This window comes from Pseudomonas sp. H1_A03, assembly GCF_054685145.1.
In genome coordinates, this window is record NZ_CP162829.1 from 5972973 (window position 1) to 5998430 (window position 25458).

The 25458-nt window shown below is 58.2% G+C and carries 21 protein-coding genes, 4 tRNA genes and 1 pseudogene; 8 read left to right on the plus strand and 18 right to left on the minus strand.

The window, feature by feature from the left end:
• Positions 1–33 precede the first annotated feature (33 nt).
• Positions 34–1644, minus strand: coding sequence for an ATP-binding protein (locus tag AB4O35_RS27605; RefSeq protein WP_065881337.1), 1611 nt, complete (start codon positions 1642–1644; stop codon positions 34–36).
• A complete protein-coding gene (locus AB4O35_RS27610) occupies positions 1641–2366 on the minus strand; it encodes a response regulator (RefSeq protein WP_065873982.1) in 726 nt (241 codons plus the stop codon). Before AB4O35_RS27610 ends, AB4O35_RS27605 begins: the two co-directional genes overlap by 4 nt.
• Positions 2367–3092: 726 nt before the next feature.
• Here AB4O35_RS27610 and AB4O35_RS27615 point away from each other — a divergent pair.
• Positions 3093–5990 carry a ribonucleoside-diphosphate reductase subunit alpha gene (locus AB4O35_RS27615; RefSeq protein WP_065873983.1) on the plus strand — a complete coding sequence of 966 codons (2898 nt, stop codon included), beginning with the start codon at positions 3093–3095 and terminating at the stop codon, positions 5988–5990.
• Between the two features lie 90 nt (positions 5991–6080).
• On the opposite strand, the gene AB4O35_RS27620 is transcribed toward AB4O35_RS27615, so the two are convergent.
• From AB4O35_RS27620 to AB4O35_RS27650, 7 genes are all read right to left on the minus strand, one after another.
• Positions 6081–7169: a hypothetical protein gene (locus AB4O35_RS27620; RefSeq protein ID WP_065909257.1), complete on the minus strand. Its 1089-nt coding sequence runs from the start codon at positions 7167–7169 to the stop codon at positions 6081–6083.
• Between the two features lie 179 nt (positions 7170–7348).
• Positions 7349–8653, minus strand: a complete 1305-nt coding sequence (flgE, locus tag AB4O35_RS27625) for a flagellar hook protein FlgE (RefSeq protein WP_065873985.1) — start codon at positions 8651–8653, stop codon at positions 7349–7351.
• Between the two features lie 31 nt (positions 8654–8684).
• The gene (gene flgD / locus AB4O35_RS27630; protein ID WP_065873986.1) at positions 8685–9410 is read right to left on the minus strand and encodes a flagellar hook assembly protein FlgD; all 726 of its coding nucleotides are present in this window, start codon (positions 9408–9410) and stop codon (positions 8685–8687) included.
• 16 nt (positions 9411–9426) lie between these two features.
• A complete protein-coding gene (gene flgC, locus AB4O35_RS27635; protein ID WP_065873987.1) occupies positions 9427–9870 on the minus strand; it encodes a flagellar basal body rod protein FlgC in 444 nt (147 codons plus the stop codon).
• 3 nt (positions 9871–9873) lie between these two features.
• Positions 9874–10281 (minus strand): flagellar basal body rod protein FlgB, encoded by a 408-nt coding sequence (gene flgB / locus AB4O35_RS27640; RefSeq protein WP_010208346.1) that lies wholly within the window; start codon positions 10279–10281, stop codon positions 9874–9876.
• Positions 10282–10583: 302 nt separating this feature from the next.
• Positions 10584–11411, minus strand: a complete 828-nt coding sequence (gene cheR / locus AB4O35_RS27645; RefSeq protein ID WP_065873988.1) for a protein-glutamate O-methyltransferase CheR — start codon at positions 11409–11411, stop codon at positions 10584–10586.
• Positions 11412–11454: 43 nt separating this feature from the next.
• Complete coding sequence (locus AB4O35_RS27650) at positions 11455–12387, minus strand: chemotaxis protein CheV (RefSeq protein ID WP_065873989.1); 933 nt, start codon at positions 12385–12387, stop codon at positions 11455–11457.
• Positions 12388–12521: 134 nt separating this feature from the next.
• Here AB4O35_RS27650 and flgA point away from each other — a divergent pair, with 134 nt between their 5' ends.
• The 4 genes from flgA to AB4O35_RS27670 all read left to right on the plus strand — a co-directional run bounded on the left by flgA (position 12522) and on the right by AB4O35_RS27670 (position 15053).
• Complete coding sequence (gene flgA / locus AB4O35_RS27655) at positions 12522–13232, plus strand: flagellar basal body P-ring formation chaperone FlgA (RefSeq protein ID WP_139113220.1); 711 nt, start codon at positions 12522–12524, stop codon at positions 13230–13232.
• A 141-nt stretch (positions 13233–13373) separates the two neighbouring features.
• Positions 13374–13688 carry a flagellar biosynthesis anti-sigma factor FlgM gene (flgM, locus tag AB4O35_RS27660; RefSeq protein ID WP_065873991.1) on the plus strand — a complete coding sequence of 105 codons (315 nt, stop codon included), beginning with the start codon at positions 13374–13376 and terminating at the stop codon, positions 13686–13688.
• 48 nt (positions 13689–13736) lie between these two features.
• The gene (locus tag AB4O35_RS27665) at positions 13737–14207 is read left to right on the plus strand and encodes a flagella synthesis protein FlgN (RefSeq protein ID WP_065873992.1); all 471 of its coding nucleotides are present in this window, start codon (positions 13737–13739) and stop codon (positions 14205–14207) included.
• Between the two features lie 96 nt (positions 14208–14303).
• Complete coding sequence (locus AB4O35_RS27670; RefSeq protein ID WP_065873993.1) at positions 14304–15053, plus strand: flagellar brake protein; 750 nt, start codon at positions 14304–14306, stop codon at positions 15051–15053.
• Positions 15054–15112: 59 nt separating this feature from the next.
• On the opposite strand, the gene AB4O35_RS27675 is transcribed toward AB4O35_RS27670, so the two are convergent.
• Together AB4O35_RS27675 and AB4O35_RS27680 are read right to left on the minus strand one after the other, a co-directional pair.
• Positions 15113–16498 (minus strand): MFS transporter, encoded by a 1386-nt coding sequence (locus AB4O35_RS27675; RefSeq protein ID WP_065889862.1) that lies wholly within the window; start codon positions 16496–16498, stop codon positions 15113–15115.
• Between the two features lie 640 nt (positions 16499–17138).
• Positions 17139–17215, minus strand: a tRNA-Arg gene (locus AB4O35_RS27680).
• 325 nt (positions 17216–17540) lie between these two features.
• Between AB4O35_RS27680 and AB4O35_RS27685 the strand changes: the two genes are divergently transcribed.
• The 3 genes from AB4O35_RS27685 (at position 17541) to AB4O35_RS27695 (ending at position 18663) form a co-directional block, all read left to right on the plus strand.
• Entirely contained in the window at positions 17541–17768 is a 228-nt protein-coding gene (locus AB4O35_RS27685; RefSeq protein WP_065874022.1) for a hypothetical protein, read from the plus strand.
• An 11-nt stretch (positions 17769–17779) separates the two neighbouring features.
• Positions 17780–17959, plus strand: coding sequence for a PA3371 family protein (locus AB4O35_RS27690; RefSeq protein WP_065873996.1), 180 nt, complete (start codon positions 17780–17782; stop codon positions 17957–17959).
• Between the two features lie 377 nt (positions 17960–18336).
• Positions 18337–18663 carry an Arc family DNA-binding protein gene (locus AB4O35_RS27695; RefSeq protein ID WP_003193592.1) on the plus strand — a complete coding sequence of 109 codons (327 nt, stop codon included), beginning with the start codon at positions 18337–18339 and terminating at the stop codon, positions 18661–18663.
• Between the two features lie 102 nt (positions 18664–18765).
• On the opposite strand, the gene mgtE is transcribed toward AB4O35_RS27695, so the two are convergent.
• The 7 genes and pseudogenes from mgtE to alaS all read right to left on the minus strand — a co-directional run bounded on the left by mgtE (position 18766) and on the right by alaS (position 25353).
• Positions 18766–20211, minus strand: coding sequence for a magnesium transporter (mgtE, locus tag AB4O35_RS27700; protein ID WP_065873997.1), 1446 nt, complete (start codon positions 20209–20211; stop codon positions 18766–18768).
• 339 nt (positions 20212–20550) lie between these two features.
• Positions 20551–20627 (minus strand) — tRNA-Arg (locus tag AB4O35_RS27705).
• 72 nt (positions 20628–20699) lie between these two features.
• A tRNA-Arg gene (locus tag AB4O35_RS27710) sits at positions 20700–20776 on the minus strand.
• A 108-nt stretch (positions 20777–20884) separates the two neighbouring features.
• Positions 20885–20975 (minus strand) — tRNA-Ser (locus AB4O35_RS27715).
• A gap of 62 nt (positions 20976–21037) precedes the next feature.
• Complete coding sequence (gene csrA / locus AB4O35_RS27720) at positions 21038–21226, minus strand: carbon storage regulator CsrA (protein WP_003175645.1); 189 nt, start codon at positions 21224–21226, stop codon at positions 21038–21040.
• Between the two features lie 173 nt (positions 21227–21399).
• Positions 21400–22641, minus strand: coding sequence for an aspartate kinase (locus tag AB4O35_RS27725; RefSeq protein WP_065873998.1), 1242 nt, complete (start codon positions 22639–22641; stop codon positions 21400–21402).
• A 95-nt stretch (positions 22642–22736) separates the two neighbouring features.
• Positions 22737–25353: pseudogene (gene alaS, locus AB4O35_RS27730) on the minus strand (alanine--tRNA ligase).
• Between the last annotated feature and the right edge of the window lie 105 nt (positions 25354–25458).

Consider the following 25458-nt stretch of genomic DNA (forward strand, 5'->3'; position numbering starts at 1 on the left):
TTGTCGGGTCGCCGCACCGCTGCGATAGCGGTATCAGGGTTTGTCCTGATCCCTGGGCCAACTCAAGCTGAAGCACGCCCCACCCAAATTGTTGCTCTTGCTGATCAACGCCCGGCCGCCGTGCCAGTAGATAATCCGACGCACAATCGATAAGCCCAGGCCATGCCCACCCGAGGCGCGGGTGCGGCTGTCGTCCAGGCGCAGGAACGGCGTGAAGATGCGCTCCCAAGCGCTTTCCGGCACGCCGGGGCCGTCGTCTTCCACGTCGATACGGCAGCGCACCTGGCCCACCTGATAACTGATCAACACGTGGCCTTGGGCGTGGCGCATGGCATTGCTCACCAGGTTCTGCAGGGCACGGTGCAAATAACGCGGCTCGGCGTCGACCCAGGCGTCATCCCAATGCGTCGAAGACAGGCAGATACCCCGTGCCACGTTGATCTGCGGGCGCAGTGGCGATAATTCGCCGATCACCTGATCAAGCAGCGCATTCAGGTCGACTCGCTGGAAATTCAGCTCCGGCGAGCCCTGTTCCAGGCGCGCATAAGTGAGCATTTCATCGACCAGGCCATCAAGGTCCTGAATGTCGCTGTCCATGCCTTCGAGGTATTTGCGCCGTGCCTCGGGGGTGGTGGCATCGCCGACCATCTCCAGGCCGAAACGCAGACGCGCCACCGGCGTGCGCAGTTCGTGGGACACCGCGCGCACCAGTTCACGCTGGATCGCCAGCAACTGCTGCAAGTGCTCGGCCATGCCGTTGAACGCTGCAGCGAGGCGCCCCACCGAGTCAGCGCCACGGGCCGGCACGCGGACTTCCAGGTTGCCCTTGGCAATGCGTGTGGCGGCGGCTTCCAGGCCGCGCAAGCGGCGTTCAAGCTGACGCACCAATAGATAGACGATCAGACCGATCAGGGTCAGGCCGATCAAGGCGATCAGGATGAGCCACTGCGCCGGATAAGGGTTCATCTGATACAGGGGACCGAGTTCCAGCACCCACGGCGTGCCGACCATGCCGGCAAACACGCGGATCGAATCGCCGCCCTTGCCCAGGGCCATCACCGTATCGCCTTCCGATACGCGACGGCGCTGGTCCTCGTCCATATCAGCCTGGTCGAGGGTCATCAGGTGCATGTCGAAGCCAAAACCCTTGGCTTCTTTTATGTCTGCCAGGCGCTGCGGCTGTTCGGCCACCGGGAAGCGCACCAGTTCGTCGGCGAGCAGGTAGATCGTCGCGCGCGCCAGTTGCTCGCTGATCTGCTGCACCTCCCCCTCCAGCACGAGTGGTTCCTGGGCACTGACCAATCGCAGCACCCGCGCGGCGTGAGGACCCGTCTGTTGCACCAGCACTTGGCCACGTTGCAGGCTGTTGCGCTGGCTCAAGTCCAAGTGCACATCGGCCAGGGGGCGCAACTCCAGCGGGATACCCAGCAAACGCTCCCACACCGCCAGGGCGCGTTGGCGCTCGATGGGACTCATGGGCTGCAGGTTGTCGCCCATCAAGGCAAAGGTGCCATGGGCCAGGCGCTCGCGGTACTGGCCGCTGCGCACCTCGTTGAGCAGGTGCAGGGCCAGTACGCCGAGCAGCGCCACCAGAATCAGCGCTGCGCACATGCCGCCGTAGATACGCAGGAAGATCGAATTCACAGCGGCATGTCGGCGGCGGCTTCGGGGACGAACAAATAGCCTTTGCTGCGGACGGTCTTGATCAGGCGTGGGTGGATCGGGTCGTCGCCGATTTTCGGGCGGATGCGCGAGATGCGCACATCAATCGAACGGTCCTGGCCGTCGTAGCCGATGCCGCGCAAGGCGATGAAGATTTCTTCGCGGGACAGGATGCGACCGGCATTCGCCACCAGCAGCCAGAGCAGGTCGAATTCAGCACTGGTCAGCTCAATACCGTCATTATTCAACCAAGCCTCGCGCAGGGCATTGTCCACCACCAAAGGGCCAAATTGCAGGCGGCGCTGATTCTCTACCGCAGGCGGTTCCGCCGGTTCGCTGCGCCGCAGCAGGGCCTGGATGCGCGCCAGCAACAGACGCGGGCGCACGGGTTTGCACACGTAGTCATCGGCGCCCATGTCCAGGCCCATCACCTGGTCCATGTCGTCGGTGCGCGCGGTGAGCATCAGGATCACGCCGTCATAGCGCTCGCGCACCTTGCGGCAAATGCTCAGGCCGTCCTCGCCGGGCAGCATCAGGTCCAGGATCACCAGGTCCGGTTGCTCGGCGATGATACGCGCGGCCGCCTGGGCGCCATCGCCTTCCACTGACACCCGCAGGCCATTGCTCTCCAGATACTCACGGGTCAGTTCGGCCAGTCGCTGGTCGTCCTCGACGATCAGTATTTGCCAGGCTTCTTGCTCCACGGGTGGTCCTCGTTGTTATTAGAAACTGCGTTGGCCATACCCTGTTTGTCATGTTTTGAGGGCATAACAATGGCCGATTGTAGCCATGCCCCAACCCCCAAACACAAGCCGGGAAATCCATTCGGTGATCGCGTTTTTTTGTGATAGGGTTCGCGCCCTCAAAAATCCAACCCGTTGTTTTTATCTTGGAATATCCGGTGACAAACGGCCGAATCCAGCAGCAATGCGGCCTACACGGGTGTTCCACGTTTCATACACATTTTACCCACAACGTTATCCACAGGTAGTGCGTTGCTAAGCCCCCCAAAACGCATTATCTTGTAGCCCGGCGCAAAAAAACCCTACATGTAGGGTTTTGAGCGAAAAAAACCAAACACAGATCAGACAAGAAACTCAAGCCCTTTCTTGCACTCGTTTGGTTGAACCCACGCATTTTTTGAACGCCCAAACCGCGTACGCGGATGGCAGCCGTTTTCAAGCGCCTACAGCGCAAAACGGTACGGGTGTTGCAGTGTCTGAACCTGGCAACTGTCACCCACCAGGAATACGGCCAAGGGCTTTTCAGCCCCGAACCGAAGACTTCGGCATGGAAGCGGCGCGAACAGCTCCCTTCCTCCTGTCCCGAAGTTGTTATGCCAGGCCCAGGCCTGCTGTAAGTGCTTCAGGACGGAACGGTGGGCACCGAGATGGTGCCCAAATAAATATAGAATGTGGAGACAACCCCCCATGCAAACCGACACAACTCGCGAGAACCCGCAGGGCTCCGTGCCGCAGGCCGCTGATTCGAACCTGGATCTGTCCGCCACTGCACCTGGCCAATTGCGCGTGATCAAGCGTAACGGCACTGTCGTTCCTTACACCGATGACAAAATCACCGTCGCGATCACCAAAGCGTTTCTTGCAGTTGAAGGCGGCACCGCTGCCGCTTCGTCGCGCATCCACGACACCGTTGCCCGCCTGACCGAACAAGTCACCGCGACCTTCAAGCGTCGCATGCCCTCGGGCGGCACCATCCACATCGAAGAAATCCAGGACCAGGTCGAACTGGCCCTGATGCGTGCCGGCGAGCAAAAAGTTGCCCGTGACTACGTGATCTACCGTGATTCGCGTGCCAAGGAACGTGCCGTGCGCGCTCCGGCCGACGAAGCCGCCGTACAAGCGCACCCATCGATCCGCATCACCCTGGCCGACGGTACATTTGCACCGCTGGACCTGGGCCGCCTGAACACCATCATCACCGAGGCCTGCGAAGGCCTGGAAGAAGTCGACGGTGACCTGATCCAGCGCGAAACCCTGAAGAACCTGTACGACGGCGTGGCCCTGACCGACGTCAATACCGCCCTGGTAATGACCGCCCGTACCCTGGTTGAACGTGAGCCGAACTACTCGTTCGTGACCGCGCGCCTGCTGATGGACACCCTGCGTGCCGAAGGCCTGGGCTTCCTCGGTGTCGCCGACAGCGCTACCCACCACGAAATGGCCGACCTGTACGCCAAGGCCCTGCCGGCGTACATCGCCAAGGGTATCGAATTCGAATTGCTGAACCCGATCCTGGCCACTTTCGACCTGGAAAAACTCGGCAAGGCGATCAACCACGAGCGCGACCAGCAGTTCACGTACCTGGGCCTGCAAACCCTGTACGACCGTTACTTCATCCACAAGGACGGTATCCGTTTCGAACTGCCGCAAGTGTTCTTCATGCGCGTGGCCATGGGCCTGGCGATTGAAGAGAAGCACAAAGAAGACCGTGCCATCGAGTTCTACAACCTGCTGTCGTCCTTCGATTACATGTCGTCGACCCCAACCCTGTTCAACGCCGGCACCCTGCGTCCACAGCTGTCGAGCTGCTACCTGACCACCGTGCCGGATGACCTGTCGGGCATCTACCACGCGATCCACGACAACGCCATGTTGTCCAAATTCGCCGGTGGCCTGGGCAACGACTGGACGCCAGTACGTGCCTTGGGTTCGTACATCAAGGGCACCAACGGCAAGTCCCAGGGCGTTGTGCCGTTCCTGAAAGTGGTGAACGACACCGCCGTAGCGGTCAACCAGGGCGGCAAGCGCAAAGGCGCGGTGTGTGCCTACCTGGAAACCTGGCACATGGACATTGAAGAGTTCATCGAGCTGCGCAAGAACACCGGTGATGACCGTCGTCGTACCCACGACATGAACACCGCCAACTGGATTCCTGACCTGTTCATGAAGCGTGTCTTCGATGACGGCCAGTGGACCCTGTTCTCGCCCTCCGAAGTGCCGGACCTGCACGACCTGACCGGCAAGGCCTTCGAAGAGCGCTACGAGTACTACGAAGCCCTGTCCCAGTACCCTGGCAAGATCAAGCTGTTCAAGACCATCCAGGCCAAAGACCTGTGGCGCAAAATGCTCTCCATGCTGTTTGAAACCGGCCACCCATGGCTGACCTTCAAAGACCCGTGCAACCTGCGCAGCCCGCAGCAGCACGTGGGCGTGGTCCACAGCTCGAACCTGTGCACCGAGATCACCTTGAACACCAACAAGGACGAGATCGCCGTTTGCAACCTGGGCTCGATCAACCTGCCGAACCACATCGTCAACGGCAAGCTGGACACCGCCAAGCTGGAACGCACCGTCAACACCGCCGTACGCATGCTCGATAACGTGATCGACATCAACTACTACTCGGTGCCACAGGCGCAGAACTCCAACTTCAAGCACCGCCCGGTCGGCCTTGGCATCATGGGCTTCCAGGACGCGCTGTACCTGCAGCACATTCCTTACGGTTCGGATGCGGCGGTCGAGTTCGCCGACAAGTCCATGGAAGCGGTCAGCTACTACGCGATCCAGGCTTCCTGCGACCTGGCTGACGAGCGCGGCGCCTACGAGACGTTCCAGGGTTCGCTGTGGTCCAAAGGCATCCTGCCGCTGGATTCGCAACAGATCCTGATCGAACAACGTGGCCAGAAGTACATCGACGTTGACCTGGAAGAATCCCTGGACTGGGCGCCGGTACGTGCCCGTGTGCAGAAAGGCATTCGTAACTCCAACATCATGGCCATCGCACCGACCGCCACCATCGCCAACATCACTGGCGTATCGCAGTCGATCGAACCGACCTACCAGAACCTGTATGTGAAATCGAACCTGTCGGGCGAATTCACCGTGATCAACCCGTACCTGGTTCGCGACCTGAAAGCCCGCGGCCTGTGGGACTCGGTCATGATCAACGACCTGAAGTACTACGACGGTTCCGTGCAGCAGATCGAGCGCATCCCGCAAGAACTCAAAGAGCTCTACGCGACCGCCTTCGAAGTGGACACCAAGTGGATCGTTGACGCCGCCAGCCGTCGCCAGAAATGGATCGACCAGGCACAGTCCCTGAACCTGTACATCGCCGGCGCTTCGGGCAAGAAGCTCGACGTGACCTACCGTATGGCGTGGTACCGTGGCCTGAAAACCACTTACTACCTCCGTGCCCTGGCCGCGACCAGCACCGAGAAGTCGACCATCAACACCGGCAAGCTGAACGCAGTTTCCAGCGGCGGCAACCACGGTGATGACTCGGTACTCGCCGCGCCAGCCGGCCCGGCCCCGGTGCCAAAGGCTTGTGCGATTGACGAGCCGGATTGCGAAGCTTGCCAATAAGCTGAGGCGGTTACGGATCGTGATGATCCGGAACTGAAAAACGCCGACAAACCTGAGCATGATTAGGTTTGCCGGCGTTTTTTTTGGTCGTTAGAAAAGCACTGTATAAATGCCCGGTCCTGGAGCTCCACCTCGCCTGCCCCATAGCTCCTTATGATTGCCAATCACCGCCATGGAATGCGCATCCGTTTCATAAGTCCCCACCATCCCCCGCTCGAAATCACTTTGAAAGCCCGGCCTGTAGTGATTTTTCAGCCCAAGCCTGTGCAAGCCTTCACGGGAATGCTCACCATCATTCAGGCTTATCAGCGCATCTGTGTAGCTTCTCGTGGCATCTCTGTCGTTTTCTCCCGGTGAGCCACTGTTCCCTTCCATCTGGGCACGCTTGGCGCTCGCGGCGTATAGAAAGTTGGCGTTGGTCATTAACGTAGGGTCATCACCCTGGAAGCGCGCTTCTCGCGCAGCCATGCTCAGCTCATCTTTGGTCAGTTTGAGTTTGAATCCATCACGCATCTCCACCTCATAGGTATTTCCCTTTAACTCAACATTTTTGAAAATGTCTTTAGGGTCCTGACCAAAGTGCTGCATCGCTGCTTTTATTGAAGACACCGTCGTGCAATTGCCTTCGAAGCCCTGAGAGAAACCACTCCAAATGTTATCCGGCTTTTTCCCACGCACACTTTTATCGGGCTGGTAATCATGGTAATTCGCCCCCTCTGTGAGGGGCTTGTTGCTCATGGCGTCGGAAGGACCAAAATTCTCCCTGTTCACCCGGCCGCCACCGCCACCGCCCCCACCGCCCCCACCAATGTTTATGGGCTCAGGTGGAGAGGGAGATCCGTCATCAGTAAACAGCTCCGGAAAAAGCGCCTTCAAGAACGCGAGCCAACTGTCAGACGCGTCTTTCTTTAACGCCTCAATAACCTCCTTGAATCTCTCCTCGCCGAGCTTCTTGCGTACCTCATTGAGCTTGTCACGCAAATCCTGGACGGTTTGGCTCTTGGACGTTTTCTGAGCCTCCTCCAACGCCTTCAGGATCTTAGAAACGACCGCCTTGTCGGCATCCAGACTCTCGGCACCCTCAGTGTTGTCCTTGGTGTTTTCAGTGCCGTATGTGTAGCTTCCGCCGCCAAAAGAAATCCGAGCCGCTTGGCCTGCTACCTGTTGAGCCCATTGCATAGACTTCTCCACCCGTAAGCCACTGTCGGTTTACTTGGTAGGGAAAACTGTGCCGGCCGTTCCGGTAAAAACGAGTGGTCTCTAGGGACACGGACTGTATGAAAAATCACGCCAAACAAAATGAATGCAAAAAAAACCCTCGTAGAGGGTTTTTTTTCGTCAGGGTCTGACCAGCAGCATCACGTCATCTGAATGATGGTCTGCATGATGGTGCTCTGGGTGGAGATGGTCTTGGCGTTCGCCTGGTAGTTGCTCTGGGCCTTGATCAGGTCCACCAGCTCGTTGGTCAGGTTGACGTTGGAGTTCTCCAGGGAGTTGGCCACGATCGAACCCAAGGTACCGGCTTGCGGGGTGTCGTAACCCGGCTGGCCCGAGGCGAAAGTCTCTCTCCACGTGGTGCCGCCCGATGGCTGCAGGCCTTGTTCGTTGTTGAAGCTGGCCAGGGAGATCTGGCCGATGGCCTTGCTCTGCTGGTTGCTGAACGTGGCGAACAATACGCCGCTACCGTCGATTTTCAGGCCGGTGATCTGGCCGGTCGCGTAACCATCGGTGGTCGGCGGGTTGCGGTAGCTGGCCGAGTTGTACTGGGTGACGTTACCCAGGTTGACGGCAATATCCGGCGCTGTAGCGTCGTTTGGCGCCCAATTACCGTTGGTCACCGTACCCGGCACCCAACCCGTGAGCGTCAGGGTCGTGCCGACCACACCGGTACCGGTGACACCCGTAAGCTTACCGGCACCGTCAAAGGTGTAGGTCGCTGGCACGGGGGCGGTGGCGCCGGTGGTTGTAGGCTTAGTGCCATCCAGGTTACGGCCGTCGATCAACGTGTAGGCCTTCCACTCGTTGGCGTCCGATTTCACCATGTACTGCACCATTTCGTGGGAGTTACCCTGGGCGTCGTACAACGTGGTGCTGTTCTGGGTGGTGAAGGTGCTCGTGTCAGTAGGATCGAACGGCTTAGTGGTCTGGTTGATCACCGGCGACGACGAGTTCAGGTTACTGGTGGAGTCCACCTTGGTTGAAGCCTTGGGCGGCAGGTACGACAGGTTCAGTTGCAGGTCGGTCAAGCCGCCCTTGACGATGTTGCCGTCCGCGTCCGCGGCGTAGCCTTGCAAGCGCGAAGTGCCCGTATTGTTGGTGACATAGCCGTCTTTGTCGGCACGGAAAGCACCGCTGCGGGTGTATTCCAGCGAACCGTCGCTGCCCTTCTGAACGAAGAAGCCACCGCCCTGGATCGCCATGTCCAGCACGCCGCCGCTGTTGTTGACGTCACCCTGGGTGAACTGCTGGGACACAGCCGCCAGGTTCACACCGTTGCCGATGCTGTTCTGGCCGGTGCCCAGTTTGGAGGCGGCGTAGATGTCCGCAAACTCCGCACGGGACGACTTGAAGCCAGTGGTCGCGACGTTGGCGATGTTGTTGCCGGTCACGTCCAGTTGTTTGTTGGCCGCATAGAGGCCGCTAAGGCCGATATTAAAAGACATGTTTCTCTCCCTCTGCCGTATTTAGCCGGCTCTATGTACCGATAGTCTGGATTTGCGACAGCTTGACGCTGCCCATGCCGCCTGCAAGGTTCAGCAGCATTTCGCCGCCGGTCTTGCTCAACGTCACGCTGGTTACCGTTGCCGGCAGCGAAGTTGCCAAGGCAACCGCGTCGCCCTTGTCATTCTTGGTGGTGGCCGCGAAGGTGTAAGTGCCCGCTGGGGCGACCTCACCGTTGTCGTTCTTGCCATCCCAGATAAAGTCGGAGTTGCCTGCACTCTGGGCGCCCATATCAATGGTGCGCACCACGTTGCCGTCTTTGTCGGTGATCTTGATGGCGACGTTGCCTGTCGCCGCAGTCACGGCTACCGAACCGGTCATGCTCTTGCTGGTGTCCACCAGAGCCTTGTCGGTCTGGGTGATGATCGAACGCCCTACCAGCGACGACGCCTGCAACGCTTGCGACGAGCTGAAGTTGCTCGAGATGTTGTTCACCGAGTCGTTCAGGGTGTTGATGCCTTCCAGGCTGCTGAACTGCGCCAACTGGGCCACGAACGCACCGTTGTCTTGCGGCGACAGCGGGTTCTGGTTTTTCAGTTGGGTCACGAGCAGTTGCAGGAACGCGTCCTTGCCCAGCGACTGGCTGCCCGTCGCTGCCTTGGAGGCACTATTGACGCTGCTGGTGTCGGTCGCGGTCTTGACCTTGGAGTTGAAAAGGTCCTGGACTGCCGTGTTGTTACTCGTATCAACGATGGCCATTATTTGGCGCCCCTTATCACTGACCCAGGGTCAGGACCTTCTGCATCATGGTTTTGGCGGTGTTCATCATTTCCGCATTGGTCTGGAACGAACGGCTGGCGGAAATCATGTCGGCCATTTCCTCAACCACGTTGACGTTGGGGTAGTAGACATAACCCTTTTCGTTCGCGGCGGGATGGTTGGGTTCGTAGCGGGCTTCAAGGTTGCTCTGGTCTTCGACCACACCAAGCACCTGCACGCCAGAACCGGCATTACCCTGGTCCTGGAACAGCGAATCGCTGCCGCCAGCCTGGCCACCCTGGAACATGGTGGCGAACACCGGGTGACGGGCACGGTAGGTCTGGTCAATGCTCGAAGACACGGTCTCGGCGTTGGCGATGTTACTGGCGACGGTGTTCAAACGCGTGGTCTGCGCGCTCATGCCACTGCCGGCAATATTGAAAACACTGGACAGGGACATGGCTTACTCTCCGCGCAGGGCTGACATCAGCCCTTTGAATTTGCTGTTAAGCAGGGTGAAGCTGGCTTGAAAGTTCACCGAGTTCTCGGCATAGGCCGATTGCTCAAGCTGGGCGTCGACGGTGTTCTGGTCGATCGACGGCTGCATCGGTGTGCGATACAGCAACGACTCGTCACCATTGCTCAGGCCTTGCGCTTCAATATGACGGCTGTTGGTCATGTTCAAGGCGAAGGTGCCGTTTTTGGTCTTGTCCTGCTGTGCGGCGAGCACGGCGGAGAAGTCCAGATCCCGAGCCTTGTAGTTCGGGGTGTCGGCGTTGGCAATGTTGTTGGCCAGGACTTCAGCACGCTGGGCGCGGAAGCCCAGGGCTTGTTCGTGGATACCGAGCGCTTTATCGAAGCTGATGCTCATGGCGGAAACCTTTAGGCTGACCTGCTTTTCGTTAACAGGGTTATAGCAAGGTGCATGCCAATCTTGCGGAGGCCCGTATATCAAGGGTTTGCGGGGCGGTTGCCGGCGGCAATGCCAGAAAAGCGGCAAGAGGTTTCCGCGTGGCGCCAGTAAAGCGGCAATGGAGAGTTGCCGCTGTTGGGGAAATTGCCGCAAAAAAAATGGGAGCGGGTTTGCTCGCGAATGCGGTGGGTCAGTCAACTTATCTATGACTGATCCACCGCATTCGCGAGCAAACCCGCTCCCACATTTAGATTTGCGTACTATTTAGCCTGGTAAATGATCCCAGGGCTGCACTGCACCATCTGGTAATGATCCGGCAAACCGTTCAGCGCTTCGGATGCACCGAGGAACAAATAGCCGCCCCGCTTGAGCGTGCCGTGGATGCGTAGCAGGATGTCCTTCTTCACTTCAGCGGAGAAGTAGATCAACACGTTGCGGCAGAACACCATGTCGAACTTGCCCAGGCTGGCGTAGCTGTCGAGCAGGTTGAACGAGCGAAACTCCACACGGTTCTTGATCGGCGCTTTGATCGCCCAACGTCCCGCCCCTTTCGGGTCGAAGAAACGTTGCAGGCGCTCCGGGGACAGGCCACGGCCCAGCGCCAGGCTGTCGTACTCGCCGGTCTTGCAGTTGGTGAGCATGGTGCCGGACAGGTCGGTGGCCACGATTTGAGCACCGGCCTTCAATTGGCCCATATTGGTCCGCTCGAACTCATCGATGGACATCGAGATCGAGTACGGCTCCTGCCCCGAGGAGCACGCCGCCGACCAGATGCGCAGGCGCTGGCCCGGGCTGGCCTTGATGGCCTCCGGCAGCACTTTGCTCTTGAGCACTTCAAAGGGGTAGGTGTCGCGAAACCACAGGGTTTCGTTGGTGGTCATGGCATCGACCACCATTTCCTTGAGCCCGCTGCGCGGCTGGCCCTGGATGCGCTGGACCAGCTCACCCAACGACTTGATGCCCTGCTGCTCCATCAGTTTGTTGAGACGGCTGGATACCAGATACTGCTTGTTTTCACCGAGCAATATGCCACAGGCCTTTTCCAGGAAGACCCGGAACTGTTCAAAATCCAAATTACCCGTAGACACTGATACCGCCTCTTAAATCGTGTGACCGCCAGGGAAAAAGCCCCTAGCCGTGATCTGCTGCTTTGATCCGCTCGACGACCCGGGATGCCAGGTCATCGGGGCGGAATTTGGCCAGGAAGTCATCGGCACCGACCTTCTTGACCATCGCCTGGTTGAATACACCCGACAACGAAGTATGCAGGATGATATGTAATTTTTGCATGCGTGGATCGTTGCGTATCTCCGCCGTGAGGGTGTAGCCGTCCATTTCCGGCATCTCGATGTCGGAGATCATCATCAAGAATTCTTCTTCCGGCTTCTTGCCCTCGTCCACCAGCTTGCGCAGGTAATCCAACGCCTGGCGACCATCGTTGAGGGCCACCACTTCCACGCCGACGGTTTGCAGGCAACGGGTCACCTGTTTACGGGCCACAGAAGAGTCGTCCACCGTCAACACGCGCAGGGAGACTGCCTTGTGCGCAGTTTCAGCGTCCACCACACCCACGGAAATCGACTCCGAGGTGGGTGCCACTTCGGCGAGGATTTTTTCCACGTCGATGATTTCGACCAACTGGTTATCCACCCGCGTCACTGCCGTGAGGTAGTGATCGCGACCCGTGCCCTTGGGCGGCGGATGGATCTCTTCCCAGTTCATGTTGACGATACGTTCCACCGAGCGCACCAGGAAACCCTGGGTCTTGGTGTTGTACTCGGTGATGATCACAAATGGATTCTGGCGGTCCTGCAAACCTGCAGAACCGGTGGCCAGGGCCAGATCAAGAATCGGGATCGTCGCACCCCGGATATTGGCAACGCCACATACCACCGGGCTGGACTTGGGCATGATCGTCAGCTTGGGGCATTGCAGCACTTCCCGCACCTTGAACACGTTGATGCCATACAGCTGTTTGCCATCCAGGCGAAAAAGCAACAACTCCAGGCGATTCTGCCCTACCAGCTGTGTGCGCTGGTTTACTGAATCCATTACTCCTGCCATGCCCAGACTCCTACGCTAAAACCTTTGAGGGTGCGACGCGCACCCAACGCTAAACGGCACGAGCTTTGCTATTTATTGATTATGGATATTAAAACGACGGTTTCCCGACGCGCCCCCCTACACGGCTTTGCAGATTGTTCTGCACACCGCTGGCGATACTCGCCTTGGGTCTGAGCGCCACAGCCCGCGCAGATAACGTCACCCTGCCTGATCTACTTATCGGCGTCACTCAAGGCTTTCTTGAGTTCACTGTAGAAGATTATCTGGCGACCACACAGACGCCAGGGCGTTATGAAATCCAGGTCAACCAGTTGGACCCGCGTTTGCGCATGCCAATGTGCGACAAGGAATTGACAGCCACCCTGGAAAGCCCGGCACAGCCCATTGGCCGCGTGACGGTCAAGGTTCGCTGCGACGGCGCCTCGCCCTGGACCGTGTTCGTGCCGGCCCAGGTCAAGTTGTTTCGCGATGTGGTGGTGGTGGCCCGCCCACTCAAACGCACCGGCATCATCGGTTTCGAAGACGTTGTGTTGCGCGAGCGCGACATCAGCATGATCAGTCAGGGCTACCTGACATCCCTCGATCAGGCCGTCGGGCAGAAATTGACCCGACCAGTGGTCACTGACCAGGTGATCACACTGGTGCATCTTGAGCAGGCAGAGGTGATTCGCAAGGGCGATCAGGTGGTCATTTCCGCCAGCAGTGGTGCACTGCAGGTAAAAATGCCGGGGGAAGCCTTGTCCAACGGCGGTATGAGCGAACAGATACGCGTCAAGAACCTCAATTCCAACCGGGTCATCAAGGCCAGGGTAACGGCGCCGGGGCAAGTCGAGGTCGCTTTATAGATTGCTGGTAGTGGACGCTGGGTTTTTCTACACTGTGCACGAGATGTTCCGTGCGGAGATTTATTGTCATTCGCGCCTAAAGTTAATCCGGGTATTGCCGAAAACATGGCAAGCGTCCAAATACCCAGAGGTTTTTTTATCATGGTCATCGATTTCAGTCGTTTGAATAACGCCCCATCAACGGCAGGCACTACGCGTTCCAAGGAAAGCGTGGAAGCCAAGGCCCAGCCACTGCCTGCCAAGGCAGAACAGGCCAGCGCCAGCCAGAGCGGGGAATCCGTACACCTGAGCAATGAGGCTCAACAGTTGCAGAAGGTCACTGACTCGCTGCGCGATCAACCGGTGGTCAATAAAGCCCGTGTGGCTGAATTGAAACAGGCAATCGCCGATGGCAGCTATAAAGTCGACAGCAACCGTGTAGCCAGCAAGCTGCTTAACTTCGAAGCCGAGCGCTAGGCAAAGGCCTGCGCCGGGCTTTTGGACGCTTAAAACCCAAGGCCAGCCATGCATCACGACGAAAATCTGCTACAGCTGATCATTGATGATCTAGCGCCGACGCAACAGCTGCTCGAGCTGCTCAGGGAGGAATCCCTGGCCCTCTACGGCCGCGATATGCCCCTGCTGGAAGAAATTCTGGCGCGCAAGCAGTCGTTGATTGTCCTGCTGGAACAGCACGGCAAAAAACGCAGCCAGATCCTCATCAGCCTGGGCCTGCCCGCCGACCAGGACGGCCTGGCGCAGTTGGCCAGCCACTCCTCGGTCGGCGACCAATTACTGGCCCAGAGCAAAGAACTCAATCAATTGCTCTCCCTGTGCCAGGAAGCCAACCTGCTCAACGGTCAGTCGATCCAGCTTCAGCAAGCTACGACCGCGAACCAGTTGCGTATACTTCACGGCGGTGAGCCTCCGGCGCTATATAACGCGCAAGGTTCTACCTCGCGCCTGGTCAAGCCAAGCACCCGCAGCCAAGCCTGACGCCCGTTTACAGCGCGGCCTATCCAAGGCGCGCCACATACTGGCAGAATGCCTGCTCTTGCGTGTAGTCGTATTTTGTCTGGAGATGGAAGAACCGTGTTCAACGCCCTTAATGCGGAAGATGCCCCGCAGCCACCCAAGGTCCTCACCACCCCTCTGGAAATCGCCGGCACCTTGCGGATGCTGCAAGAAAGCCATGACCCGCTGATCATTACCTTCCATGAACGCAGCCAACGCTTCCAGAGCTACTTGGTGGACGTCAATCGGGACGGCGGTACCCTCGCCCTGGATGAAATGATCCCCCGCGACGGCGAACGCCACCTCGAGAATGGCGAACCCTTCCGCATTGAAGGCTTCCATGACGGTGTGCGCGTCGCCTGGGAAAGCAACGGTACGCTGACCGTAACCGAAAAGGACGGCCACCGTATTTACACCGGCGGCCTACCGGACGAGGTGGTCTACCATCAACGGCGCAATGCCTTTCGCGCCGCGTTGAAGCTGGCGCAATTGGTCAACATTGAATTGGGCGGCGAGAAACTCCAAGCGCCGGTCAACGGCAAGTTGCTGGATATTTCCGCTACCGGCTGCAAACTGCGTTTTGAAGGCGACATTTCCGAGCGCCTGCAACTGGGCCAGGTCTACGACCGGTTTATCGCGGCCCTGCCCTTTGGCAGCATGACCACCTCGGTCGAACTGCGTCATCTGCATTTCGAAGAAAGGATCAACACCACCTTCGCCGGCGTGCGCTTCCACAACATGAGTGGTTTGGTGCAGCGTCAGGTCGAGCGTTTTGTCTACCAGCTCCAACGTGAAGCACGGCGTTTCGACAAAGACGACGATTTTTAAACCCTGACAACCGCAATAAAAAACGGGCAGATCCTTGAGGGATCTGCCCGTTTTTGCTTTCAGGGGCGCGCCCTGCTCAAGTCATGCGGATGCTCTTCGGGCCCCAGCGGCTCCGGCGGCCCCTCAAAGGGCGGCTCATCCGTCGGTGGTTGCGGCTCGATTTCCGGCTCCGGGTCGGGAACGGTGTTTTGCATCTGCTCTTGCACCACCTGCTCATCAACCCGCGGGTCCAGGGCAGCGACCAGCGGTGAACTGGACATACTGTCAGGCATTGCCACGTGATGCAGTGGCGCATCTTCCACTTGGTGCAGGTTGGTCACGGCTTTCGGCCGGATACGCCACACCAGGATCACCGCGCACAGGCTGAAGAACGCGTACAGCATCTGGCTGCCAAAGAGCTTCATCACCACGCCCGCCAACAACGGCCCGATGCTGGCGCCGACACCGTAGGTCACCAGCAGCATCGCTGTCAGGGAGACCCGACGATCGCCTTCGACATGGTCGTTGGAAAACGCCACGGCCAACGGGTACAGGCAAAACTGCACCAGCGAGCACAGGAACCCGGCGACAAACAGCACTTCCAGCGGGACTTTGGTCATGATCGCCAGCGGCAATGCCGCCACCGCGAGGCACAAGGCAAAACAGCGGATCAGCAGTGCTCGGTCATACCGATCCGACAACCAGCCCAGCGGCCATTGCACCAGCAAGCCGGCAAAAATGCAGCTACCCATGAACAAGCCGACCTGCTCGGTGCTGAGCCCTTGCTGCGACGCATAGAGCGGCGCCAGACCGTAGAAAGAACCGACAATCAAGCCCGCCCCCAGCACAGTACTCAGTGACTGCGGCACGCGCTTGATAAAGAAGCGCGGCTCCATCGGCGCCGGATGCAGCGCTGCCGGGTGAATACGCCGGGTCATGGCCACCGGCACCAGGCACAGGGCAAAACACAGCGCGACCAGCATCAGCAATTCAAGGCCAAGCTGGGGGTGCATGACCAGGATCAGTTGGCCGAGCACCAGGCCCAGATAGGACGCAATCATGTAGCCACTGAACACCACGCCACGCTGCTTGGCGTCGGCCTGCTCATTAAGCCAGCTTTCGATCACCATGTACTGGCACATCATCCCCAGGCCCACGATGATCCGCAGCACGATCCAGGCCGGCAGCCAGTCGACTAGGCCATGGCCCAGCACCGCCGCGCCGACAATGCCAGCACAGGTGGCATAGGCGCGGATATGCCCGACCCGGGCAATCAGGCGGTGCCCGATCTTGCCACCCAGCACCAGGCCAAAATAGTTGGCCGCCATCAGCGCACCCACCCACAGGCTGTCGACATGGTCGGCCGCCAGGCGCAAGGCCAGGTAGGTACTGAGCAAGCCGGAGCCGATCAGCATCATCAAAGAGGCGAAATAGAGGGCTCGAAAAGATTTCCAGATTTGGCGCATCGGCGTTCCGAGCGGCTCCTTGCGGTGAGAGGTAGGGCTATCGGCATGATAGTCCGGGGTGGCCGGGTCCGGACAGGCAACATGCGCTGTTTCCGGGGATTATTTTGCGTAATAGCTCAGACGCTGCCCGGCCACTTGCAAGGTACATAAGTTGCGATAAATACACCGCGCACGTGCTGAGAGCCCTGAACACCGACAAGGTTCGACAAAAGTATCGAAAATGCTCAGCTCTCAGGGCTTCTCGCTTTCACACAGCGTCACTCCACGTAACGCAACCACAGGTGCCTGCGACCGGAGATCGCCTCTGTGGCTACACGAACCTGTGCTGGCAGGCTTTCATCGCCAGTGTTGTAGAGCGCACAAAAATCCTTCGCGACGCGGTCAGCCAGGGATATATCGGGCGGCTCAGCACGAATGAAGCCGATGTAAGAGGCACCGACGCCCATCAGCTCATAGCCATGTAATTCTGAGAAGTGACGCGCAAGCCCCCCCTGCATTCTCCAGGTGATGGGCGCACGCTTTACACCGGAGTGACTGTGGACTGCTGAGCGGGGGCATTGCGCAAGTATGGCCTGCGCAGCTCGGGGCACGGAGATGCCGTACCGGGCAGAGGGAGGATAACTGAAAGCCTTGAAGTAGATGGTGTCCCAGGGCCGGTTCGAACGGCCAACCTTCCCCTTAGGAGGGGGATGCTCTATCCAATTGAGCTACTGGGACAAATGACAGTCGTCTGGCCAAGGGCACGGCGACGGACGGCGTGCATGTTAACGGCCGAGGTGGGTTTTGTCATGTCGTCCGTCGGCTTTTTGAGTGTAGGCCGATCCCTGCCGGGCTGATCGCAGTTTCGCCCCGTAAACCCGGGCACTTGCCGCCATCGTGCAAAATGCACTCCCTCAAAATGCCATCATTGCAAATTGCAACCTTTCGACCCTTTAAAGTACACTCAAGCCATTGATTTTAATGGATTAATAGATTGGCACGAGACCTGCAATACTTCTCCTACAAACTCAATAAGCCACGGCGTTAAGCGGAGAACATGACCATGAACAGTGCCCTTCTGTTAGCCCTCAACACCGTAGCCTTGGCTGTATTGGTTACATTCCATTTTCAATCGACTGGCGCTAACGATCCCGCGCAGATCAGCCAGGCTGTCCCGCATCACCTGCAACAGCGGCCGCAGCTGGCGGTAATGACGCCCAACGCGCAATCGCCGGTACGCCTGACCGAAGGCACCCACGCTGCACCTGCATCTGAACACTGGGTTTTCTAAGGAAATCGTAAATGACCAAATCTGCCTGGCTGTTTTTGTGCCTGACCGCCTTCACCGGCGCCGTGGGCTTGGGCGCCGAATCGCAAGACGGCCAAACCACCGCATTCATTGCCACCGGTGTGTTTGCCAGCCTGTTGTTGATCACCCTCATTGTCGGTCGTCGTATCAAGTTCGACCCAGTCCTGCGCTAATCTCCCCCTACCTTATGTCGCCTGGCTCTGGCTAATCGGCAAATTGCCACTAGTCTTAAACCTAAGGGCAAAGTGCCACTTTGCTATAGGATGTGCGGCCTCAAACCCTGTGCTGGTCTGGAGTTCCGGGAAGTTCCATCGCGGAATCACGCGTAGAAGATTTTTCCAACCAGTCCGCAAAAAAAAAAACGAGTGCTGGCATAAAGCCTTTAGTCGGTTCAATATTTGTCACAGAATTGACGCCAAGGAACTGGCAAATCTGAGGCATGATGCGGCCTCTTTGCAATTCGGGTTGAACTTTGGTCGTGAGTCTTGTCTTAACAATCATCTTGCGGCCAATTCCAAAAACCGCTCCCCTGAACTAACCGGTTAAATATATGCGCCCATTGAAACAGGCAATTTATTCCAGCCGTACGGCTGACAAGTTCGTCGTACGTCTGCCAGACGGAATGCGGGAACGCATTGCCGAGGTGGCTCGCAATCATCACCGCAGTATGAACTCCGAAATCATCGCGCGCCTGGAACAAAGCCTCATTCAGGAAGGTGCGTTGGGCGAAGAGTTGAGCATGCGCCTGGACAGCCCCGAGCTGTCGCTGCACGAACGCGAACTGCTGCAGCGTTTTCGTCAGCTTTCCCACCGCCAGCAAAATGCTCTCGTCTCGCTTATCGCGCACGACGTTGAGGCGGCCGCAGAAGCCAATTGATTTGCAGCTGAAAGCCGAAGCCAGCCATGTGCTGGCTTTTTTTTGCGCGCAATTCGGGAAGAGGATGTGAGGTGGGGGCAGATTTGCCCCCACTGGATGGAATCAGAGCAGGAATATCGTCGCCAGGCCCAGGAAGATGAAGAAGCCACCACTGTCGGTCATGGCTGTGATCATCACGCTGGCACCCATCGCTGGGTCGCGTCCAAGACGGGCCAGGGTCATGGGGATCAATACCCCCATCAGGGCCGCCAACAGCAGGTTGAGGGTCATGGCAGCAGTCATCACCACGCCAAGCGACCAACTGCCATAGAGCAAGTAGGCCACCACACCGATCACCCCACCCCACACCAAACCGTTGATCAGGCCCACGGCCAGCTCTTTGCGCAACAGACGCGATGAGTTAGCCGTACTCACTTGGTCCAGCGCCATCGCGCGCACGATCATCGTGATCGTCTGGTTGCCGGAGTTGCCGCCAATACCGGCCACAATCGGCATCAATGCCGCCAGGGCTACCAGCTTCTCAATGGAGCCTTCGAATAAGCCGATCACCCGCGAGGCAATAAAGGCGGTAACCAGATTGACCGCCAGCCAGGCCCAGCGGTTACGCAGCGAACGCCAGACCGACGCAAAGATATCTTCCTCTTCACGCAAACCCGCCATGTTGAGGACTTCAGTTTCACTCTCTTCACGAATCAGGTCGACGATCTCATCGATGGTCAAACGGCCAATCAATTTGCCGTTCTTGTCGACCACCGGCGCCGAGATCAAGTCATAACGCTCGAACGCTTGCGCCGCGTCGTAGGCATCTTCATCCGGGTGAAAACTCACCGTATCGCTGGCCATCAAATCCGCAACCATCTTGTCCGGATCATTGACCAGCAGACGCTTGATCGGCAGTACACCCTTGAGAATGCCTTCGTAGTCGACCACGAACAGCTTGTCGGTGTGACCAGGCAGCTCTTTAAGCCGGCGCAGGTAGCGCAGGACCACTTCCAGGCTAACGTCTTCGCGGATGGTGACCATCTCGAAGTCCATCAGCGCGCCGACTTGATCCTCATCGTAAGACAACGCAGAGCGCACGCGCTCGCGCTGTTGCGTGTCCAGCGCTTCCATCAGCTCATGGACAACATCACGTGGCAGTTCGGGGGCAAGGTCAGCCAGCTCGTCGGCGTCCATCTCCTTGGCCGCCGCCAGGAGCTCGTGATCGTCCATGTCGGCGATCAGGGTTTCACGGACTGAGTCAGATACTTCGAGCAGGATGTCGCCGTCACGATCAGCCTTGACCAATTGCCAAAGGGCCAGTCGGTCATCCAGCGGCAGGGCTTCGAGAATATAGGCGACGTCGGCGGAGTGCAGGTCATCGAGCTTGCGTTGCAGCTCGACGAGGTTTTGCCGATGGACCAGGTTTTCGACCAAGTCGTTATTCGGACCATCCTGGCGGTGCGTAAGGTCTTCGACCACGCGCTGGCGCTGCAGCAGCTCGATGACTTGAGCCAAGCGATCCTGCAGGCTGTCTTGTGTTTTTTTCTTTACTTCTACTTCGGTCATAGGCGAACTCCACTCCCAGCAGCGGGGCACGCCGGAAGGATCAATCAGTCAATTCATGATTGGTAAAACGGGGTACTGAGTAACTACTGGGTAAGTCCATGGAGGTATTCCACAAGCCCCGGCGGGGCTGACGGGCGCAATGATACACCGCCCGGCCACTTTAAACGTTAAAAAACTGGAAAGAACAAGCGCTTGCGAGCCAAAGCTAAGCATTGGCTGCATCTATGAACTGCGACGACGCAGTGTGGAAGGAAAACACATGAGAGAGGAGAAAAAGAACAAATCCTACACAAACCCCAGACGGCAAAAAGCCCGCACTAGGCGGGCTTTTTGTTTGTATGGTGCACTCGACAGGATTCGAACCTGTGACCGCTCGGTTCGTAGCCGAGTACTCTATCCAGCTGAGCTACGAGTGCAGATTGTGTTTTTAGACCAGATCACAACTGGTTGTAACCGAATCACCTGCATTGCTGCAACTGACTCTTAAATGGTGCACTCGACAGGATTCGAACCTGTGACCGCTCGGTTCGTAGCCGAGTACTCTATCCAGCTGAGCTACGAGTGCATTTGTTGCCGCGCATTATAGGCCGTTCAATCTCTATGTAAAGCTATTTTTTCGAGTAATTTCAACAACTTACCGAAAAAACCAGATTGCAACGTACTAAGCAAATAATGGCGGAGAACGGGGGATTCGAACCCCCGACACCCTTTTGAGGTGTACTCCCTTAGCAGGGGAGCGCCTTCGGCCACTCGGCCAGCTCTCCGCAACACGGGGCGTATATTAACCACGTTCATCCCCGTTTGCAAACATAAAAAACGATAAAAATTAAAGGCTTGGTTCTTCGTCCTTCTCTTTCTTGATCCGCAGGTAGATTTCCTCGCGGTGCACCGCTACCTCTTTCGGAGCGTTAACCCCGATACGTACTTGATTGCCTTTGACGCCGAGCACGGTCACGGTGATTTCGCCATCACCGATAATCAGGCTTTCTGCGCAACGACGAGTCAGAATCAACATACCTTTCTCCTCACGCATTTCAGTTCAGGAACAACAGTCTGCAAAAAAAAGGCATTCGACCTACAACCCAAAAGCCGTAGCCCTACCACCTAAGTATTGTCGAGCCCACGCAAAAGAACATGCGCCCTACAAAAAATGAAAGGCGCGGTAAACCGCGCCTTTCTGGCACTGCATCACTCGCCCTGTCGGGCCGGAGCGTCCAGCTCAAAAGCGGTATGCAGCGCACGTACAGCCAGTTCCAGGTACTTCTCTTCGATCACCACCGAAACCTTGATTTCGGAGGTGGAAATCATCTGGATATTGATGCTTTCCTTGGCCAGGGCCTCAAACATACGGCTGGCAACGCCGGCATGGGAACGCATGCCCACACCCACGATCGACACCTTGGCAATCTTGGTGTCGCCGATCACTTCGCGGGCACTGATTTCCTGCGCAGTGTTCTGCAGGATCCGTTCCGCCGCATCGTACTCGTTGCGGTGCACGGTGAAGGTGAAATCGGTGGTGTTATCGTGCGAAACGTTCTGCACGATCATGTCGACTTCGATGTTCGCGCCGCTGATAGGGCCCAGGATCTTGAACGCCACGCCCGGGGTGTCTGGCACGCCACGGATGGTCAGCTTGGCTTCATCACGGTTGAAAGCGATACCGGAAATGATTGGCTGTTCCATGGATTCCTCTTCATCAATAGTAATGAGGGTGCCCGGACCCTCTTTGAAGCTGTGCAATACGCGCAGCGGAACGTTGTACTTGCCGGCAAACTCCACCGCGCGGATCTGCAACACCTTGGAACCAAGGCTGGCCATTTCCAGCATCTCTTCAAAGGTGATCTTATCCAGGCGCTGAGCCACGGACACCACACGCGGATCGGTGGTATAGACGCCATCCACATCGGTGTAAATCTGGCATTCATCGGCCTTGAGCGCCGCCGCCAGCGCCACGCCGGTGGTATCTGAACCGCCACGCCCGAGGGTGGTGATATTGCCCTGCTCATCCACACCCTGGAAGCCCGCCACAACTACCACGCGGCCGGCTTTCAGATCAGTACGAATTTTCTGATCATCAATTTGCAGGATGCGCGCCTTGGTATGCGCGCTGTCAGTGAGGATACGCACCTGGCTGCCAGTGTAGGACACCGCCGGCACACCGCGCTTATTCAGCGCCATGGCCAGCAAGGCGATGGTCACCTGCTCGCCGGTGGACACGATCACATCCAGCTCACGCGGGAGCGGCTGTTGATCACCACTGATTGCCTTGGCCAGATCGATCAGGCGATTGGTCTCGCCGCTCATGGCCGACAGCACCACCACCAGGTCGTCGCCAGCATCGCGGAACTTCTTAACCTTGTCGGCCACCTGCTCGATTCTTTCGACAGAGCCGACCGAGGTGCCTCCAAATTTCTGTACGATCAAAGCCATTTCTAAGCCGCCTCAGCCCGTAAAGGGGCGCCTGATAACCAATCAACCAGCACCGAACCAGCCCGCGACTAGACCACGGGCTGATTAACAGTGCCTTAAATACCTGCCTCGACAAACGGCACGGTCAGGGCCAGGGCTGCGTCCAGGGCGCCAGCGTCTACACCACCGCCTTGCGCCATGTCCGGACGACCGCCGCCCTTCCCGCCCACTGCCGCGGCGGCTTGCTTCATCAAATCACCGGCCTTGAGTTGGCCAGTCAGGTCCTTGGTTACACCGGCAACCAGAACGACCTTATCCTCATGGACACCGCCGAGCAGGATCACTGCGCGGCCGAGCTTGTTCTTCAACTGATCGACCAAGGCCAACAGCGCCTTGCCGTCCTGACCGTCCAGGCGCGCAGCCAACACTTTCACATCCTTGACGTCCACCGCAGAAGCCGACAAATCGTCGCCCGCCGCACTGGCCGCCTTGGCCTGCAACTGCTCCAGCTGTTTCTCCAGCGCACGGTTGCGCTCCAGCACAGCGGACAGCTTGTCGATCAGGTTGTCACGGCTGCCCTTGACCAGGCTGGCCGCTTCCTTGAGTTGTTCTTCAGCCGCATTGAGGTAGGCCAGGGCCGCAGCGCCGGTGACGGCCTCGATACGACGCACACCGGACGCCACCCCCTTCGCTGATGATTTTCAGCAGGGCGATGTCGCCGGTACGGTTGGCGTGGATACCGCCACACAGTTCCACAGAGAAACTGCCGCCCATGCTCAATACACGCACGTTGTCGCCGTACTTCTCGCCGAACAGCGCCATGGCGCCTTTGGCCTTGGCGGTCTCGATGTCGGTTTCTTCGGTTTCTACCGCGGTGTTCTTGCGAATCTCAGCGTTGACGATGTCTTCCAGGGCCTTGATCTGCTCGGGCTTGATCGCTTCAAAGTGGCTGAAGTCGAAGCGCAGGCGCTGGCTGTCGACCAACGAACCTTTCTGCTGGACGTGCTCGCCCAGTACCTGGCGCAGCGCGGCGTGCAGCAGGTGAGTGGCCGAGTGATTCAACGCCGTCGCATGGCGTACATCGGCATCGACCTGAGTGTCCACCGGCGCACCGACCGTCAAGTTGCCCAGCACCAACACACCGTGATGCAGGAACGCACCGCCGGTCTTGGTGGTGTCGCGCACCTCAAAACGGCCGGACGTCGAACTCAGGAAACCACAGTCACCAATCTGGCCACCCGACTCGGCGTAGAACGGCGTCTGGTCCAGGACCACAACCGCCTCTTCGCCTTCACTCAACACGTCGACCGACTTGCCGTCTTTATAGATGGCAACGATCTTGGCAGCGCCAACGGTAGCCTTGTAACCGATGAATTCGGTAGGCACGTCAACCTTGACCAGGGTGTTGTAGTCCAGGCCGAAGGAACTGGCGGAGCGGGCACGCACGCGCTGGGCTTCCATCTCACGCTCAAAACCGGCCTCATCAATGGTCAGCTCACGCTCACGGGCGATGTCGGCGGTCAGGTCCATCGGAAAGCCATAGGTGTCATACAGCTTGAACACCACATCGCCAGGCACCACGGTGCCTTTGAGTTCAGCCAGGTCCTGCTCCAGGATTTTCAGGCCGTGTTCGAGGGTCTTGGAGAACTGCTCCTCCTCAGCCTTGAGCACGCGCTCGATATTGCTTTGCTGCTGTTTGAGTTCCGGGAAGGCTTCGCCCATCTCGGCAACCAGTGCGGCCACGATTTTGTAGAAGAAGCTGCCAGTGGCGCCCAGCTTGTTACCGTGACGGCAGGCGCGACGGATGATACGGCGCAGCACATAGCCACGGCCTTCGTTGGATGGCAACACACCGTCGGCGATCAGGAAACCGCAGGAACGGATGTGGTCAGACACCACCTTGAGCGAAGACTGGCTTTCATTGGCACAACCAATGGCCGCGGCCGACGCGCTCAACAAGTTGGTGAACAGGTCGATTTCGTAGTTGGAGTGAACGTGCTGCATCACCGCACTGATCCGCTCCAGGCCCATGCCGGTATCCACCGACGGCGCAGGCAGCGGATGCAACACGCCATCGGCGGTGCGGTTGAACTGCATGAACACGTTGTTCCAGATCTCGATGTAACGGTCGCCGTCTTCTTCCGGCGAACCCGGTGGGCCACCCCAGATGTCGGCGCCGTGGTCGTAGAAGATCTCGGTGCAAGGGCCACACGGGCCGGTATCGCCCATGGTCCAGAAGTTGTCGGAAGCGTACGGGGCGCCCTTGTTGTCGCCGATGCGAATCATGCGCTCGACGGGCACGCCGATTTCCTTGGTCCAGATGTCGTACGCTTCGTCGTCCGTGGCGTACACGGTTACCCAGAGTTTTTCCTTTGGCAGCTTCAACACGCCGGTCAGGAAGGTCCAGGCGAACGTAATCGCATCTTTCTTGAAATAGTCACCAAAGCTGAAGTTACCCAGCATTTCGAAGAACGTGTGGTGGCGGGCGGTGTAGCCCACGTTTTCCAGGTCACTGTTCTTGCCGCCGGCACGCACGCACTTCTGGCTGCTGGTGGCGCGGGTGTAGGCGCGCTTTTCCTGGCCCAGGAAGCAGTCCTTGAACTGGTTCATCCCCGCGTTAGTGAACAGCAGGGTTGGGTCATTGCCTGGGATCAAGGAGCTGGAGGCGACACGGGTGTGACCTTGCTCTTCGAAGAAGCGAAGGAAGGCTTCACGGATTTCTGCGCTTTTCATTAGGTTCTTCCACGGAGGCTGCGGCCAAAGGCCAATGCGCAACATCATCAGACGGAGCGACGGCAAAGGGCCGCATTATATCGGCCCTTTGCCGGGGGTACAGCG